The organism is Arthrobacter sp. 05L428 (assembly GCF_056397665.1).
In genome coordinates this window covers 64,047-79,462 of record NZ_JBFTNW010000004.1, presented here as the reverse complement: position 1 = coordinate 79,462, position 15,416 = coordinate 64,047, and the positions used below count along the sequence as shown (strand labels likewise).

The 15,416-nt window shown below is 68.6% G+C and carries 12 protein-coding genes; 5 read left to right on the top strand and 7 right to left on the bottom strand.

Annotated features, from left to right (window positions below):
- The first annotated feature begins 69 nt into the window (after positions 1-69).
- Both AC1DH3_RS10165 and AC1DH3_RS10160 read left to right on the top strand, forming a co-directional pair.
- Positions 70-3,528 carry a DEAD/DEAH box helicase gene (locus tag AC1DH3_RS10165; RefSeq protein WP_476909225.1) on the top strand — a complete coding sequence of 1,153 codons (3,459 nt, stop codon included), beginning with the start codon at positions 70-72 and terminating at the stop codon, positions 3,526-3,528.
- A 109-nt stretch (positions 3,529-3,637) separates the two neighbouring features.
- Positions 3,638-5,263, top strand: coding sequence for an FG-GAP repeat domain-containing protein (locus AC1DH3_RS10160; RefSeq protein ID WP_476909224.1), 1,626 nt, complete (start codon positions 3,638-3,640; stop codon positions 5,261-5,263).
- 16 nt (positions 5,264-5,279) lie between these two features.
- Here the strand turns inward: AC1DH3_RS10160 and AC1DH3_RS10155 are convergent, their stop codons facing one another.
- The 7 genes from AC1DH3_RS10155 to AC1DH3_RS10125 form a co-directional block, all read right to left on the bottom strand.
- Complete coding sequence (locus tag AC1DH3_RS10155; RefSeq protein WP_441416607.1) at positions 5,280-5,678, bottom strand: hypothetical protein; 399 nt, start codon at positions 5,676-5,678, stop codon at positions 5,280-5,282.
- Between the two features lie 258 nt (positions 5,679-5,936).
- Positions 5,937-6,359 carry a heat shock protein transcriptional repressor HspR gene (locus tag AC1DH3_RS10150; RefSeq protein ID WP_441416606.1) on the bottom strand — a complete coding sequence of 141 codons (423 nt, stop codon included), beginning with the start codon at positions 6,357-6,359 and terminating at the stop codon, positions 5,937-5,939.
- Positions 6,360-6,369: 10 nt separating this feature from the next.
- Positions 6,370-7,353 (bottom strand): DnaJ C-terminal domain-containing protein, encoded by a 984-nt coding sequence (locus tag AC1DH3_RS10145; protein ID WP_441416605.1) that lies wholly within the window; start codon positions 7,351-7,353, stop codon positions 6,370-6,372.
- 94 nt (positions 7,354-7,447) lie between these two features.
- Positions 7,448-8,098, bottom strand: a complete 651-nt coding sequence (locus AC1DH3_RS10140; protein ID WP_476909223.1) for a nucleotide exchange factor GrpE — start codon at positions 8,096-8,098, stop codon at positions 7,448-7,450.
- 2 nt (positions 8,099-8,100) lie between these two features.
- A complete protein-coding gene (gene dnaK / locus AC1DH3_RS10135) occupies positions 8,101-9,960 on the bottom strand; it encodes a molecular chaperone DnaK (protein WP_175322345.1) in 1,860 nt (619 codons plus the stop codon).
- A gap of 324 nt (positions 9,961-10,284) precedes the next feature.
- The gene (locus AC1DH3_RS10130; RefSeq protein WP_441416603.1) at positions 10,285-10,737 is read right to left on the bottom strand and encodes a hypothetical protein; all 453 of its coding nucleotides are present in this window, start codon (positions 10,735-10,737) and stop codon (positions 10,285-10,287) included.
- Positions 10,738-10,943: 206 nt separating this feature from the next.
- The gene (locus tag AC1DH3_RS10125) at positions 10,944-13,169 is read right to left on the bottom strand and encodes an MMPL family transporter (RefSeq protein ID WP_476909222.1); all 2,226 of its coding nucleotides are present in this window, start codon (positions 13,167-13,169) and stop codon (positions 10,944-10,946) included.
- Positions 13,170-13,345: 176 nt separating this feature from the next.
- On the opposite strand from AC1DH3_RS10125, the gene AC1DH3_RS10120 reads away from it, so the two are divergent.
- From AC1DH3_RS10120 to AC1DH3_RS10110, 3 genes are all read left to right on the top strand, one after another.
- Complete coding sequence (locus AC1DH3_RS10120; protein ID WP_476909221.1) at positions 13,346-13,849, top strand: MarR family winged helix-turn-helix transcriptional regulator; 504 nt, start codon at positions 13,346-13,348, stop codon at positions 13,847-13,849.
- Between the two features lie 63 nt (positions 13,850-13,912).
- Positions 13,913-14,728 (top strand): methyltransferase domain-containing protein, encoded by an 816-nt coding sequence (locus tag AC1DH3_RS10115; RefSeq protein ID WP_476891906.1) that lies wholly within the window; start codon positions 13,913-13,915, stop codon positions 14,726-14,728.
- Positions 14,729-14,814: 86 nt separating this feature from the next.
- Positions 14,815-15,366: a dihydrofolate reductase family protein gene (locus AC1DH3_RS10110; protein ID WP_476891905.1), complete on the top strand. Its 552-nt coding sequence runs from the start codon at positions 14,815-14,817 to the stop codon at positions 15,364-15,366.
- Positions 15,367-15,416 lie beyond the last annotated feature (50 nt).

The window sequence follows — 15,416 nt, the reverse complement described above, 5'->3', positions numbered from 1 at the left end:
CGAAGTTTCCGGGCACCGCCAGGCTGGCTAAGATGGATCAGATGACCAACTGCTGGAAGTAGTGCGCACATGCCATCCCATCCGGACGAGAGTGCGGCACTGGCAATACAGACCCCCGCAATCAACGACCGCTCCCTCGCGGCCGGACTTGCTTACGCCATGGGGAGCCGGGTTTCCGGGATTTCCTTCGACGCCGCCACCGGGCTGATGCTGGGCAAGGTCCGCGGCGGCGCGGACGTGCCGTATTCGACGACGGCGAAGCTGGTCCGCAAGGGCGGCGGCTGGAGCTGCACCGTCGGTGTCTGCAGCTGCCCGGTGCGCAAGGACTGCAAGCACGTGGCGGCCCTGCTGTTTGCCGCCGAGGACAACCCGGCGACCCGCGTCCAGCTGCTCGCGCCCGCGGAATCCTCCCGGCTGTCGCGCCAGCCCTCGGCGCTGGACCTGCCGGACTGGGAGCAGGCCCTGAGCCCGCTAATCGCCCGGCCTGGGATCACCCAGTCGACCAACGGCGTGCCGCTGGCACTGCAGTTCGAGATCGAGGAACCGGCCCCACACTTCTCCTACACGGGCCGCCGGGACCCGCTGCGCAGCGTCCGCCAGCTCAAGGCCCGGCCCGTCATCATGGGGGCCAAGGGCAAGTGGATCCGGGGCGACGTCTCCTGGAACACCCTGAGCTACCTGAACTACCGGCGCGAATGCAACGAAGCCCACGTGGAGTGGATGCAGGAATTCCTCGCCTCGCACACGGCCCTGGCCAACCGACAGCACGCCGGCACCGCGCCCTGGCTGGGACTGAACACTTACGCCGGCAAGAACCTCTGGAGCCTGCTGGCCGAGGCCCGGAAGATCGGCCTCGCCCTGGTCCACGGCCGGGGCGACGAACCCGTACGGCTGGCCGACGAGCCAGCCGCCGTCGGACTCAACCTGACCCGGCTCGGCGCCGAGGAGGCCGACGGCGGCGGGCTGGCGCTCGCACCGACGATCACCGTCGAGGGCGCGGTGGTGGATCCGGCATCGGTCGGGACCATCGGCCGCCCGGCCCACGGCATCTTCCTGACCTCCGGCGCCGACGCGCTGCCCGGCGTCGCCCCGGGCGACTCCGCGATCACCCTCGCACCCCTGGAGGCCGGACTCAGCGAGGAACTCCTGACCTTCGTCACCGCCGGCACCACGCTGCATATTCCGTCCCGGGACGAGGGGCGCTTCCTCACCGGGTTCTATCCCAAGCTCAAGCAGACCGCCCGGGTGACCGCCTCCGACGAATCCGTCGAGCTGCCCGCCCTGGCCGTCCCCACCCTGTCCCTGCTGGCCAACTACGGCGCAGACCACCGGGTCCGGCTGCACTGGGAGTGGCACTACAAGGCCGGAACCCTGGTCACGGCCCAGCCGCTGTGGCGGCACCCCGGCGACCACGGCTACCGCGACGACACCGCCGAGGCCCGCATCCTGGAAACCGTGGGCCAGCCGTGGGACATGGTGCCGAAGCTCGGCGAATCGGCTACCGGAGGCTGGGGCACTCCGCGGCTGGCGGCGTCCGCGGAGCTCAGCGGCCTGGACACCCTCGCCTTCACGGAGGAGGTCCTCCCTAAGCTGCGCGAGCTTTCGGAAGTTTCCGTGGACACGGCCGGCGAGATTGCCGACTACCGCGAGGCCGAGGAAGCCCCGGTGGTGTCGATCTCCACCAAGGCCACCGACCAGCGGGACTGGTTCGACCTGGGCATCCAGATTTCGCTCGAGGGCCAGCCGGTGTCCTTCGCCGCCGTTTTCTCCGCCCTGGCGTCGGGCCAAACCAAGATGCTGCTGCCCAGCGGCGCGTACTTCTCCCTGGACCTGCCCGAGCTGCACCAGCTGCGCGCCCTGATCGAAGAGGCGCGGGAACTGCAGGACAACAAGGACGCGCCGCTGCAGATCAGCCGGTTCCAGGCCGGGCTCTGGGACGAGCTGGCACAGCTGGGCATCGTCGACGAACAGGCCGCCGCGTGGCGCGAGGCCGTCGGCGGGCTGCTCGAGGGCGGCGTCAAGGGCCTGCCGCTGCCCGACACCCTGGACGCCGAGCTGCGCCCGTACCAGCTCGAGGGCTTCAACTGGCTCAGCTTCCTCTACCGCCACGGGCTCGGCGGCGTCCTGGCCGATGACATGGGCCTGGGCAAGACCGTCCAGGCGCTGGCGCTGATCTGCGCCGCCAAGGTCGCCGCCGCCGAGACCGCCGCGTCCGCCGTCGCCGCCACTGTCGCCCCCGGGGCCGCGGCCGACGTCGTCGTCAGCCCGCCCGGCGGCGCACCCGGCGGGGCGCCCTTCCTGGTGGTCGCGCCCACCAGTGTGGTCGGCAACTGGCAGGCTGAAACCGCGCGGTTCGCGCCGGGCCTGACGGTGCGGGCCATCAGCGAGACCTTCGCGAAAAGCGGCTCGGTGCCGGCCGAGGCAATGGCCGGGGCCGACATCGTGATCACCTCCTACGCGCTGTTCCGGATCGACTACGAGGCCTACGCCTCCCGGCAGTGGGCGGGGCTGGTGCTCGACGAGGCGCAGTTCGTAAAGAACCACCAATCCAAGGCCTACCAGTGCGCCCGGAAGCTCCCGGCCGCCTTCAAGCTGGCGATCACCGGCACACCGCTGGAGAACAACCTGATGGAGTTCTGGGCGCTGACCTCGATCGTGGCGCCGGGACTCTTCTCCAGCCCCAAGCGCTTCGCCGAGTACTACCAGAAGCCCGTGGAGAAGAACGGGGACCGGGCACAGCTGGAGAAGCTCAGGCGCCGGGTCCGGCCGCTGATGATGCGCCGCACCAAGGAACAGGTCATCCACGACCTGCCGCCCAAGCAGGAGCAGGTCCTCGAGGTCGTGCTGAACCCGCGGCACCAGAAGGTCTACCAGACGCATCTGCAGCGCGAGCGGCAGAAGATCCTGGGCCTGATCGAGGACGTCAACAAGAACCGTTTCACGATCTTCCAGTCGCTGACCCTGCTGCGGCAGCTCAGCCTGGACCCGTCCCTGATCGACCCCTCGCTCTCGGGGGTGCGCTCCAGCAAGCTGGACGTGTTGTTCGAGCAGTTGGAGGACCTCGTGGCCGAGGGCCACCGCGCGCTGATCTTCAGCCAGTTCACCGGCTTCCTCGGCAAGGTCCGCGAACGGCTCATCGAGGAAAATATCGAGTTCTGCTACCTCGACGGCAGCACCCGCAACCGCACCGACGTCGTCAACGAGTTCAAGAACGGCGCCGCACCGGTGTTCCTGATCAGCCTCAAGGCAGGCGGCTTCGGCCTGAACCTGACCGAGGCGGATTATGTGTTCCTGCTGGATCCGTGGTGGAACCCGGCCTCCGAAGCGCAGGCCGTGGACCGGACGCACCGGATCGGCCAGGCCCGCAACGTGATGGTCTACCGGCTGGTGGCGAAGGACACCATCGAGGAAAAAGTCATGGCGCTCAAGGCCAAGAAGTCCCAGCTGTTCGCCGACGTGATGGAAGGCGACGCCCTCTCCGGCGGCGCACTGACGGCGGAGGATCTGGCCGGGCTGTTCACCGACTGACGGCTGGTCCGGCCCGTCCGCGCAGGGGCGTCCAGCCCTAGCGGAGGGCGTCGATCCGGGTGTCCAATGGTGCGTATCGGGAAGAGCTTGGGCGAAGGAGCGGGTGGCCATGGCCGCGCGTATGAGGTTCATTGACACCGCGGCGCACCCGCGGCGGCCCGCATCGGCGCTGGCGTCGGTGGTGGCAGCCTTGGCCCTGGTGTTGGGCCTGCTGCCGGCCACCGCTCCGCCGGCGCAGGCGGCCACCCTGTACGGACATGACATCTCCTGGCCGCAATGCCCGACGGCGGTCGGCGGCCTGGGCCTGCCGTTTCCTCCGGCGACTACCCAGTTCGTGGTGCTGGGCCTGACCCGGGGACTGCCCTTCACCGAGAACCCGTGCCTGGCCAGCCAGGTGGCCTGGGTCGGCACCAATAACAAGCGCGCCCACGCCTACACCATGGCGGCTTTCCCCACCGCCGCCCAGCTTGCCACCTACCGCGCGCAGGGGCCGTGGTCCGCCAGTACCCGGGCCGGAGAGCTCTCCAACGTCGGTTACGCCGAAGCCCGCTACGCCCTCGCCAGCCTCCAGCGGGTGAGCTTCCGGCCACCCGTCGTCTGGATCGATGTGGAGCCGCGGCCGGCCCAGCCCTGGCCCGCCGCCACCGCGGTGCAACGGCGCGAGAACCGGTACGTGGTGGAAGGCCTGATGCGGGGCCTCCGGGACGCGGGATACTCCTACGGCCTCTACTCCTTCGCCTCCGGCTGGCAGGACATCACCGGCTCGTGGAGGTTGCCGGGGGTGCCGGTCTGGGCCACCGCCGGGCGCCTCGACTACCCGTCCGAAGCCCTGGACCGGTGCCGGCAGGCCAGCTTCTCCGGCGGCCGGGTCTTCCTGTCACAGTGGTACGACGACGTCCGCGACTACGACCTCACCTGCGCCCCCTACGCGTTTACCGCGCTGCCCGTGCCGGCCTCCGCGCTCTCGGGGGCGACCGCGGATTTCAACGGCAACTGGAACAACGATGTCCTGGCCCGGGTCGCCGCCACCGGCGAGCTGCGGCTGTACCCGGGGACGGGGCGCGGCGGGCTGTTTCCGGGCATCCGGATTGGGGCCGGCTGGGCCGCGTACAACGCCCTCGAGACTCCCGGGGACTTCAACGGCGACGGCCCCCTGGACGTCCTGGCACGGGAGGCCGCGACCGGCAAGTTGTGGCTGTACCGCGGCAACGGCACCGGCGGATGGCTCAGCCGTATCCTGGCCGGCAATGGCTGGCAGATCATGAATGGCATCCTCGGCCCGGGCGATTTCAACGGCGACCAGCGCGTCGACGTGCTGGCCCGCGAGGCAGCGACCGGCTTCCTCTGGCTCTACCCGGGCAACGGCGCCGGCGGCTGGCTCCCGCGGGTGCGGGTCGGGGGCGGCTGGAACATCTTTAATGCGCTGGTGGCCCCGGGCGATTTCGACGGCGACGGCGCCGCGGATGTCGTGGCGCGGGAGACTGCCACCGGCCGGCTGTGGCTGTACCGCGGCAGCGGCACGGGCGGCTGGCTCCCCCGGGTGCTGCTCGGCGGCGGCTGGAACGGCATGACCGCCCTGATGAGTCCCGGGGATCTCAACGGTGACCGCACACCGGACATCCTGGCCCGCGATAGCGCCGGAAGCCTCTGGCTTTACCCGCGAAGCAGTGGCGGCACGTGGCTGGTGCGGGTGCGGGTCGGAGGCGGCTGGAACACCGTCAACGCGATTTTTTGAGCCGGCGCCCCGGGGATCACACGGCGGCGGATGCCACAGCCCGCGGCGCCGGCAGGCTCTTGCGGAGCCAGCGTCCCAGGGCCTTGCCCTTGCCCGTCCACCAGCTGTCCTCGTCCGTGTCGTGGTGCCAGCGGAAGATCACCGCAACCAGGACGAAGACCCCGGCGGCCACCTGTTCCCAGGCGCCGGACGCGGCATGGACCAGCACAACGAGGGACATGCAGAGGATGGACGGAAGCGCCAGCGTCCGGAACACGGTGTTGGCTACGTAGCGCCGCCTGGAGCGCGGCACCGAGACTGCCCGGACCATATCGAAACAGACGCAGACCACCACAACGGATTGGCCAAGGGTGAGCAGGAGCAGGCCCGGCAGGGAATGTCCGAAGAGTGCGACGGCGTACAGTCCGCTGTTCATGGCCGGCCCGCGATCGTTGCGGACGCCGGCGCTGCTGCGTCCGGAATAGTTGACTGAAGCATGTGCTGTGCCCCCCGACATTTTGCACTGGAGCCGAGTCATATCGGCTGTCCACTCGGCGGCCACCCGGCTGCCAAGACCATTCAACCGGCCGCGCAGGCGGGAAGTCACTGCCTGGCGGTACCCGACTATGCGGATTAGGCCACCCGAATTTGCGACCGAGTACTCAGTTCGCCCGGGCCGACTACTTGGAGGCGGTCAGGGCGTCTCATGCGGCCGCCATACCACCAGGGCCTGCGAACGGGCGCGGGGCCGCTGTCCGCGGGCCAATGTGACGACGTCGCCGGCTGCCCCCGCGGCGAAAATGCGGGAGTCCAGCGGCTGCCGGCGCCGGCCCAGTTCCTCGGTCAGCTCGGTGACCCGGCGCTGCAGCGCCGCAACCTGGTTTTCCAGTTGCAGGATCCGCTTGATGCCCTCGAGTGAGACGCCCTCCTGGGAGAGCCGCTGCACCTCGCGGAGCATGTTCACGTCGCGCTGCGAGTACCGCCGGGACTTGCCGGGGGCGCGGCTGGGCGAGACGATGCCGAGCCGGTCGTACTGGCGCAGCGTCTGCGGGTGCATGTCCGCCAGTTCCGCGGCGACGGAGATGACGAAGATCGGCTGGTCGAACTCGATGTCCATGGCAGGACTCCTACAGCCGGGCCTTGGCTGCCAGGCCGGCGCGGACGTCCTCGCCGGAGGTGGCCGCGGCGAAAGCCTTCACGGCTTCCTCGGCGTCCTTGCTCAGCTTCTTCGGCACGGCGACGTCGATGGTCACCAGCAGGTCACCGGTGGCCTTGGTGTGCTTGACGCCGCGTCCCTTGACGCGGAGCGTGCGCCCTGACGGGGTGCCGGCGGGAACGCGGACCCTGACCTTGTCCCCGTCGATGGTCGGAACCTCGATGTCGGCGCCCAGGGCGGCCTCGGCGAAGGTGACCGGGACATGGATGCGCAGGTTGTCGCCGTCGCGGGTGTAGAAGTCGTGCGGTTTCACCGTGACGGTGACCATGAGGTCGCCGTTGCCGGCCGGACCGTATTGGCCCTTGCCGCGGACGCGGACCTTTTGGCCGTCCTTGATGCCGGCCGGGATGCGCACGTCGATGACTTCGCCGTCCGGTTCGCGCAGCCCGATGGTGGTGCCGCGGATGGACCCGGCGAAGGAGATGCTGGTGGACGCGGTCCGGTCGGCACCCTTCTGGGGTGCGCGCTGGAACGACTGGCCACCGCCGCCGAAGCCGCCGCCGCCAAACAGGTCGGCGAACTCGGGCGGGATGCCGCCGGCGGTGCTGTAGCCGCCGGAGTGGCGTCCGCCGCCGCCGGTGAACAGCCCGCCGAAAAGGTCCTCGAAGCCGGCACCGCCGGCCGCCCCGCCGGCGCCGCCGGGGGCGAAGCGGGCGCCGCCGCCCATGGCCCGGATGGCGTCGTACTGCTGGCGCTCGTCGGCGTCGGAAAGCACCGAGTAGGCCTCGGAGATGTCTTTGAACTTCTTCTCCGATGCAGTGTCCCCGGCGTTGGTGTCCGGGTGATGCTGCCGCGCGAGCTTCCGGTAGGCCTTCTTGATGTCGGCGTCGGAAGCGTCCTTGGCGACACCAAGGATCTTGTAGAAGTCCTTGTCCACCCAGTCTTGGCTAGCCAATGGCGTTTCCTTTCAAAAGTGTGTGCCGAGATGACAGTTCGCGCCAATGTTTGCGGGAAACACCGGCGCGAACTGTCATCTCGATGACGTGCTGCTAGGCAGGGACGGCCACGATGACCTGGGCCGCGCGGAGCACCCGGTCGCCGGACTTGTAGCCCGAGCGCAGGACCTGGCTGACGGTGTCGGTCTCGACATCCGGGCCGGGCTGCTGGATGAGGGCCTCGTGGATCGTGGGATCGAACTCCACGCCGGTCTCATCGATGCGCACCAGGCCGTACGTCTTCAGCGCGTTCTCCAGCTTCGCGGCGATCGCGGCGAACGGTCCGTCCGCCAGGTCGCCGTGCTGCCGGGCGGCGTCGACGTCGTCCAGCACCGGAAGCAGGGCGTTGAGGACGCCGATGACGGCCATCTCCCCTGCCACGGCGCGGTCACGTTCAACGCGCTTGCGGTAGTTGACGTACTCGGCCTGCAGGCGGCGAAGGTCGTTCTTCAGTTCCTCCGCCTCCCCGGCACCTGCGCCCTGCGCCACGGACTCCGCTGCCGGAACCTCGACGCTATTGAGGATGTCCTCGGCCTGGGACAGTGCGTCCCCGGAATCGGGCTCCCCTGCGGCGGCGCGCTCCTGGTCGGGATGGCGTGCCTGGCCGGTCTTCGGATCAACCTTGCGGTTGTCGTGGATCACCGGCTTCTGGCTGTCATCACGGCTCTCGTCGCCGTGCTCTTCTTCGTTACCGTGGTGCGGCATGATTACTTCTTCTCGTCTTCGTCTACGATCTCGGCATCAACGATGTCCTCGTCGGAAGCCGCCTGCTCGCCGGCCGGAGCACCCTGGGCGCCAGCGGCACCGTCGGGGGAACCGGGCTGGGCGTAGATGGCCTCGCCGAGCTTGGTCTGGGAAGCCTGCAGCTTCTCAAACGCGGTCTTGACGGCGGCGTCGTCGGTGCCTTCGAGCGCTGCCTTGAGGGCGTCGACGTCGGCCTGGACCTCGGTCTTGACCTCTTCCGGCAGCTTGTCGGCGTTGTCGGCGATCAGCTTGTCCACGGAGTACGCGAGCTGCTCGGCAGTGTTGCGGGTGTCGGTCGCCTCGCGGCGGGCCTTGTCCTCTGCTGCGTGCTCCTCGGCGTCGCGGACCATGCGGTCGATGTCTTCCTTGGAGAGGCTGGAGCCGCCCGTGATGGTCATCGACTGTTCCTTGCCGGTGCCCTTGTCCTTCGCGGAGACGTGCACAATGCCGTTCGCATCGATGTCGAAGGTGACCTCGACCTGCGGCACGCCGCGCGGGGCGGGTGCGATGCCGGTCAGTTCGAAGGTGCCCAGCGGCTTGTTGTCGCGGGTGAACTCACGCTCGCCCTGGAAGACCTGGATCGCCACGGACGGCTGGTTGTCGTCCGCCGTGGTGAAGGTTTCGCTGCGCTTGGTGGGGATGGCCGTGTTGCGCTCGATCAGGTGCGTCATGACACCGCCCTTGGTCTCGATGCCCAGGGACAGCGGGGTGACGTCGATCAGCAGCACGTCCTTGCGCTCACCCTTCAGCACACCGGCCTGCAGTGCGGCGCCGACGGCGACGACCTCGTCCGGGTTGACGCCCTTGTTCGGCTCCTTGCCGCCGGCGAGTTCCTTGACCAGCTCGGAGACGGCGGGCATACGGGTGGAGCCGCCGACCAGCACGATGTGGTCGATGTCGGAGAGCTTGATGCCGGCTTCCTTGATGACGTCGTGGAAGGGCTTCTTCGTGCGCTCCAGCAGGTCCTTGGTGAGGTCCTGGAACTTCGCGCGGGTCAGCTGCTCGTCCAGGTGGACCGGGCCGTCGGGGGTGACGGAGAGGTACTGGAGCGAGACGTTGGTGCTCGAGGAGGAGGAGAGTTCCTTCTTGGCCTGCTCGGCAGCTTCACGCAGGCGCTGCAGGGCGATCTTGTCCTTGGAGAGGTCGATGCCCTTGACCTTGAGCTGGTTCAGCAGGTAATCCACGACGCGCTGGTCCCAGTCGTCGCCGCCGAGGCGGTTGTCACCGGCGGTGGCGCGCACCTGGATGGTGGAGAAGTCGTCTTCGTCCTTGCCGACTTCGAGGAGGGACACGTCGAAGGTTCCGCCGCCGAGGTCGAAGACGAGGATGAGCTCGTCTTCCTTGCCCTTGTCCAGGCCGTAGGCCAAGGCAGCCGCGGTGGGCTCGTTGACGATGCGCAGGACCTTGAGGCCAGCGATCTCGCCGGCTTCCTTGGTGGCCTGGCGCTCGGCGTCGTTGAAGTATGCAGGAACGGTGATCACGGCGTCCGTGACCTTTTCACCGAGGTAGGACTCGGCGTCGTTCTTGAGCTTCATCAGGATGCGCGCGGAAATTTCCTGGGCGGTGTACTTCTTGTCATCGATCGCGACGTTCCAGTCGGTGCCCATGTGGCGCTTGACCGAGGCGATGGTGCGGTCGATGTTGTTGACGGCCTGGCGCTTGGCGATCTCGCCGACCAGGACTTCGCCGGACTTGGAGAATGCAACAACCGACGGCGTGGTGCGGCCACCCTCGGCGTTGGCAATGACGGTGGGCTCGCCACCTTCGAGAACGGAGACGACGGAGTTAGTGGTTCCGAGGTCAATACCTACTGCACGTGACATGTGTTGCTTCCTTCTTTCCTTGGAAACTTGCTGGCCCCCGGCAATCGGGCGGGTGCCCGGCGGCCGGGCCATACCCGGCGATCGAGCCCGTCGAAAACGAGGCGCGCCCACTTATTGAGCGCTCTGCACTCAACTTTACCCAGCCCGGGATGGATGTCAATCCGAAGTTGAGTCCATTCGACTCAACTTGGAGTTACGAGTGGTGCTTCCGGGCCGGGAAGCGCCGCAAAGCCGCGGATTTGAGCGGATTTAGGGCAGCGCAAACGCTCCGCAGCCGTGATTTCGCTGTGCGAGAACGGGCCCGCGCCAGGTGCGGCAGCGGAACTAGAGCTCTTCGCGGCCCGCATCGTCCCGGACGGTGCCATCCCGCCCTGCCGGTTCGTCGTGGGCGGCATCCTGGGTGCGGCGGCCTGTGCGCTGGGCGCCCGCGGCCCCGGCGGCCCCATAGTCGCCCTCCGGATATTCGCCCTCCTCGACGCCGGCGGCGTCCGGACCGGTTGCGCCCGCCGCCCCGTAGTTGCCTTCGGGGTAGTCCCCCTCTTCGGCGCCGACGGTGGAGCCGCTGGCTACTCCGGCCCGGCCGTAATCCCCTTCTGCATATTCACCCTCGGGGGCCGCTGCCGGATTCTCCCCCGCAACGCCCGCCCGGCCATAGTCGCCCTCGACGTACTGGCCGGCGTCGCCCTCGGTCGCCGGTTCTTCGGCGGCAGCCGGAACCGGGGCGGTGCCGTGCTGCTTCTCTGCTGCCGTTCGATCAAACTCACTGTTTTCAGACATGTTTGGATCCCTCCTGCAAGCGTGGGCGCCCGCGCGGGCGCAGTCGCAGTCTATCGAGCGCCGCGGGGAGGCAACAGGGGTCCGCCCGAGCGTGCGGCACCCCGGCTGCCCCCCGGCGCCGCTTAACGAAGCAGCCGCCGCCACCGCACCTGGTGGGGGCCAGGGACGGTGACGGCGGCTGCGGCAGGGGGTTCGCCGGGTTCCGGCTAGCGGAGTCCCGCCTCGGCGGATTCCGGCTCCGGGGCGGCCGGCAGCTCGCGTGCCGCGGCATCGGATGAGGGCCGTCCCAGCTTGCTCGGCCACCAGATCCGCGGGCCAACGTCGTAGGCCAGGGCAGGGACCAGCAGGGACCGGACCAGGACGGTGTCCAGCAGCACGCCGAACGCGACGATGAAGGCCAGCTGCACCAGGAACATGATCGGAATGACGCTCAGCGCCGCGAAGGTGGCCGCCAGGACCACGCCGGCCGAAGTGATCACGCCGCCGGTGACGCCGAGGCCCCGCAGGATGCCCGGACGGGTGCCGTGTTTGAGGGACTCCTCGCGGGCCCGGCTCATCAGGAAGATGTTGTAGTCCACGCCCAGCGCCACGAGGAAGACAAAGCCGAAGAGCGGGACCGTGGCATCGGCCCCCGGGAATCCGAGGATGTGGTTGAAGACCACGGCGGAGACGCCCATCGCGGCCCCGTAGGAGAGCACCACCGAGGCGACCAGCAGGACCGGCGCCAGCACGGAACGCAGCAGCAGCATCAGGATCACCAGGATGACCGCGAGGACCACCGGGATGATGGTGACGAGGTCGCGCTGGGCCGTGGTGTTCGTGTCCAGCGCCGTGGCGGTCACTCCGCCGACGAGGGCGCCGCCGTCGATCTTCTTCAGTTCCTGCCGCAGGTTTAGCACGACATTTTCGGCCTCATTTGAGTCCGCGGCGTAGTTCAGCGTGGCGTTGATCAGCACCTTGCCATCCCTGACCGCCGGGGCGGTGGGGGCTGCGGGGGCGCCGGGGGCGCCCTGCGCGCCGGGGATGATCGGCACGTTGCCTTCGGCCAGCAGGTAGGCATCCCCGACGCCGTCGCTCGTCTTGGTCCTGTCCAGCACCTCCTGCGCCTTGGCCTGGTCGGCGACGATCACGGCGGGGCTGCCGGAGCCGGCGTCGAAGTGCCGGGCCAGGGCGTCCTGGCCGTCCACCGCGTTGGAGGCTGCGAGGATGACGTCGGTCTGCGGTACCCCGTTGGCCTTGAGCTGGAGGACGCCGGCGGATGCCACCAGGAGCAGCAGTACGGAGGCGATCCAGACGGTGCGGGGCCGGCGGGACACCAGGGACCCGGTGGCGCGCCAGATGCCCTTCTGGCCCTCCAGTCCGGTGACGAGTTCGGGTTCGCGCTCTGTCTCCGGGAGCAGCTTGGGGCGGAACGGCCAGAAGGCGACGCGGCCCAGCAGCGCCATCATCGCCGGCAGCAGGGTCAGTGCCGCGAAGAGCGAGCACAGGATGCCCGCGGCCGCCACCGGGCCGAGGGCCTTGTTCGAGTTGAGGTCGGAGAAGAGCAGGCAGAGGAGCGCGATGATGACCGTGGCGCCCGAGGCCAGGATCGGCTCCCAGGCGGCCTTCCACGCCGTGAGCGCCGCGGCCGTGCGGTTGGCGGTGTGCGTCAGGGCTTCCCGGAAGCGTGCCACGTAGAGCAGCGCGTAGTCTGTGGCGGCGCCGATCACCAGAATGGAGAGGATGCCCTGGCTCTGCCCGTTGAGCTGGATCCAGCCCAGCTTCGCCATGCCGAAGACCAGCAGGATGGCGGCGCAGAGCGCGAACACGGAGGTGAACAGCACGGCGATCGGCAGCAAGAGCGAGCGGTAGACGACCAGCAGGATCAGGAAGACCGCCGCCAGTGCCACGAGCAGCAGGATGCCGTCGATGCCGGCGAAAGCACTGACCAGGTCCGCCGTCAGCCCGGCCGGGCCGGTCACAAAGGTCTGCATTCCCTCCGGAGCGGAGGACTTCACCTCGTCCCGAAGTTCCTTGATGACGGTCTTCACCTCATCGGAGGACGCGATGGGCACCACGAACTGCACCGCCTTCGCGTCCTCCGACGGGATGGGTCCGATCACGGTGCTGCCAAGCTGCAGGGCTTCGAGTTTGCCCTTCAGCGCAGCGGCCTCGCCGAGCTGGGCCCGGGTGAACTCGGTATCGCTTTCGATCACAATAACGGCCGGGATCTCCTTGGAGTCCCGGAATTTAGCCTGCCAGTCCTGCGCCTCGGTGGCCTCGGCGCCCGCGGGAAGGAACGACGCCTGGTCGTTGGAGGAGACCTCGCTTAGCCGCCCGAACGTGGGGCCGCCGATCCCGGCGATAGCGAGCCAGGCGACGACGAGTACCACGGGCACCAGCCAGCGCAGCCAGAACGGGACACGGGTGGAGTTTTGCCGGTTGCGTTTCATGGTGTCCTTCTCGGGGTGGCGGTGCGGAGTAGACTTTAGTAAATCATAGATTATCTCCATGATCGATATAAGTGACAGGCTAGAAAGATTTTGACCGTGAAGGCTTACGGGCTGGAGTAAACTCCGGAAGGCGAGAACCGCGCAGGCCTCCCGAGGCGCCGAGCAGGAAGGGTGAAATGTCAACAGAGATGCCGGCAATCCCCGACGCCGCCGGCCCGCCCCCGCTGGTCAGTCTGCTTCAGGAGTTCAGCCTCGAAGCCAACCGCTACGCGGACTCGGCGGGCGCCCGCAACGACATGCACCGCACCGACCTCAACGCGTTGTCCGTGATCATGCAGCACACCGCGAAGAACCAGGTGGTCACGCCGGGCGTGCTGCGTAGGGAGCTCCATCTCAGCTCGCCCGCCACCACCGCGCTGATCGACCGGCTGGACAAGTCCGGGCACGTGGTCCGGGAACGGCAGGGCGCGGACCGCCGGCAGGTCCAGCTCAGGATGACCCCCAAGGCGTACCGCGACGGCGGCGCCATGTTCCTGCCGCTCGCCCGGCACATGGGGGCCGCCCTGGAGGAGTTCACCCCGGCCGAGCTGGAAATCGCCACCCGGTTCCTGCACGCGATGATCGATGCCACGGTCCGCGCCGGCGAGGAAGCCGCCGCGGCCCCGACTGACTCGCAGTAGTCGCCGGCAACTGGCGCCGGTCAGTTGGGCCCGCCCCGGCCGCGGGAGGCGTAGCGTTTCCTTATGAGTGCCGAGCAGCCTGACGATGTCTACACCCACGGCCACCACGAGTCGGTGGTCCGCGCACACGCCTCGCGAACGGCGGAGAACTCCGCAGCGTTCGTCCTCCCGCATTTGACCCCCGGAGTTTCGGTGCTCGACGTCGGTTGCGGGCCCGGCAGCATCACCTGCGATTTCGCCGCGCTCGTCGCCCCCGGCGAGGTCACCGGAGTGGACCGCTCCCCCGAGATCATCGCCCACGCGGGCGCCCTGGCCGCGGAGCGCGGCGTGGCCAACGTCCGCTTTGTCGCCGGCAACCTCTACGAGCTGGACTTCCCGAACGAGACGTTCGACGTCGTGCACGCGCACCAGGTGCTGCAGCACCTCACCGATCCGGTGGCCGCCCTGCGGGAAATGCGCCGGGTGGCCAAGGCCGGCGGGATCGTGGCGGTCCGCGACGCCGACTTCCACGGCATGAGCTGGTACCCGGCCGTGCCGGAGTTGGACGAGTGGATGGAGCTCTACCAGCGGATCGCCCGACGGAACGGCGCCGAGCCCGACGCCGGACGGCGGCTCGTGTCCTGGGCGCAGGCCGCCGGGTTCACCGACGTCGCGCCGTCGAGCAGCAACTGGCTCTACGCAACCGGCCAGCAGCGGCGCTGGCAGGCCCGGGTCTGGGGCGAGCGCGTGCTGCACTCGGCCTTCGCAGACCAAGCGCTCGAGTACGGTTTCGCCACCGAAGCGGACCTGGCCCGGATTTCCGCGGGCTGGCACCGTTGGGGCTCCACGGACGACGGCTGGTTCCTGATCCCCAACGGCGAAGTGATCGCCCGGGCCTGAGCCACAAAGCAGGTTCCCGCCAGCCATTCCCTGCTTTCCAAACTCCCGCTAGGGTGCACTCAAAGACCCAGCAGCGAGGAGAAACCATGCGCAAAGTGACGGCCGGCCTGTTCAGTTCCGTGGACGGAGTGGTTGAAGACCCGTTCTTGTGGCAGTTCGACAGCTTCGACGAGGAACTGGGGGCCGGGATGGGCGAGATGATGGGCCGGATCGACACCGGGATTCTGGGCCGGGTCGGGTACCAGCAATGGGCGCAGTACTGGCCCAACGCCGAAGCGGACGCGGATTTCGCAGGGTTCATCAACCCGCTGCCCAAATTTGTGGCGTCCCGGACCCTGACCGGTGACCTGGAATGGCAAAACTCCCGGCTGATCGGAGGCCCCTTGGAGGACTTCGTCGCGGACCTGAAACAGGGCGAGGGCGGCGACATCGGCATCTTCAGCAGCATCTCGCTGGTCCACCAATTGCTGTTCGCCGGCCTGCTGGACAGCCTGATGCTGATCGTCCATCCGGTGATCGCGGGCAGCGGCCGGCGGCTCTTCAACGACGGCGATCCCCTGACGCGGCTTGAACTGCAGTCGTCCCAGCAGACCAGCAAGGGCAACATGATTCTCAGCTACGGCCTCCGCGAGGGCTGACGACGGGCAGAGCCGCGTCATCAGGCAGGGCAGCCGGGGCCGGAACCGTA

Coding starts and splice junctions, on each gene's coding strand:
- AC1DH3_RS10115 (WP_476891906.1), top strand. CDS start 13,913: ATGAGTGCCGAGCAGCCTGACGATGTCTACACCCACGGCCACCACGAG.
- AC1DH3_RS10140 (WP_476909223.1), bottom strand. CDS start 8,098: ATGCCGCACCACGGTAACGAAGAAGAGCACGGCGACGAGAGCCGTGAT.
- AC1DH3_RS10165 (WP_476909225.1), top strand. CDS start 70: ATGCCATCCCATCCGGACGAGAGTGCGGCACTGGCAATACAGACCCCC.
- AC1DH3_RS10150 (WP_441416606.1), bottom strand. CDS start 6,359: ATGGACATCGAGTTCGACCAGCCGATCTTCGTCATCTCCGTCGCCGCG.
- AC1DH3_RS10155 (WP_441416607.1), bottom strand. CDS start 5,678: ATGAACAGCGGACTGTACGCCGTCGCACTCTTCGGACATTCCCTGCCG.
- dnaK (WP_175322345.1), bottom strand. CDS start 9,960: ATGTCACGTGCAGTAGGTATTGACCTCGGAACCACTAACTCCGTCGTC.
- AC1DH3_RS10120 (WP_476909221.1), top strand. CDS start 13,346: ATGTCAACAGAGATGCCGGCAATCCCCGACGCCGCCGGCCCGCCCCCG.
- AC1DH3_RS10125 (WP_476909222.1), bottom strand. CDS start 13,169: ATGAAACGCAACCGGCAAAACTCCACCCGTGTCCCGTTCTGGCTGCGC.
- AC1DH3_RS10160 (WP_476909224.1), top strand. CDS start 3,638: ATGGCCGCGCGTATGAGGTTCATTGACACCGCGGCGCACCCGCGGCGG.
- AC1DH3_RS10110 (WP_476891905.1), top strand. CDS start 14,815: ATGCGCAAAGTGACGGCCGGCCTGTTCAGTTCCGTGGACGGAGTGGTT.
- AC1DH3_RS10130 (WP_441416603.1), bottom strand. CDS start 10,737: ATGTCTGAAAACAGTGAGTTTGATCGAACGGCAGCAGAGAAGCAGCAC.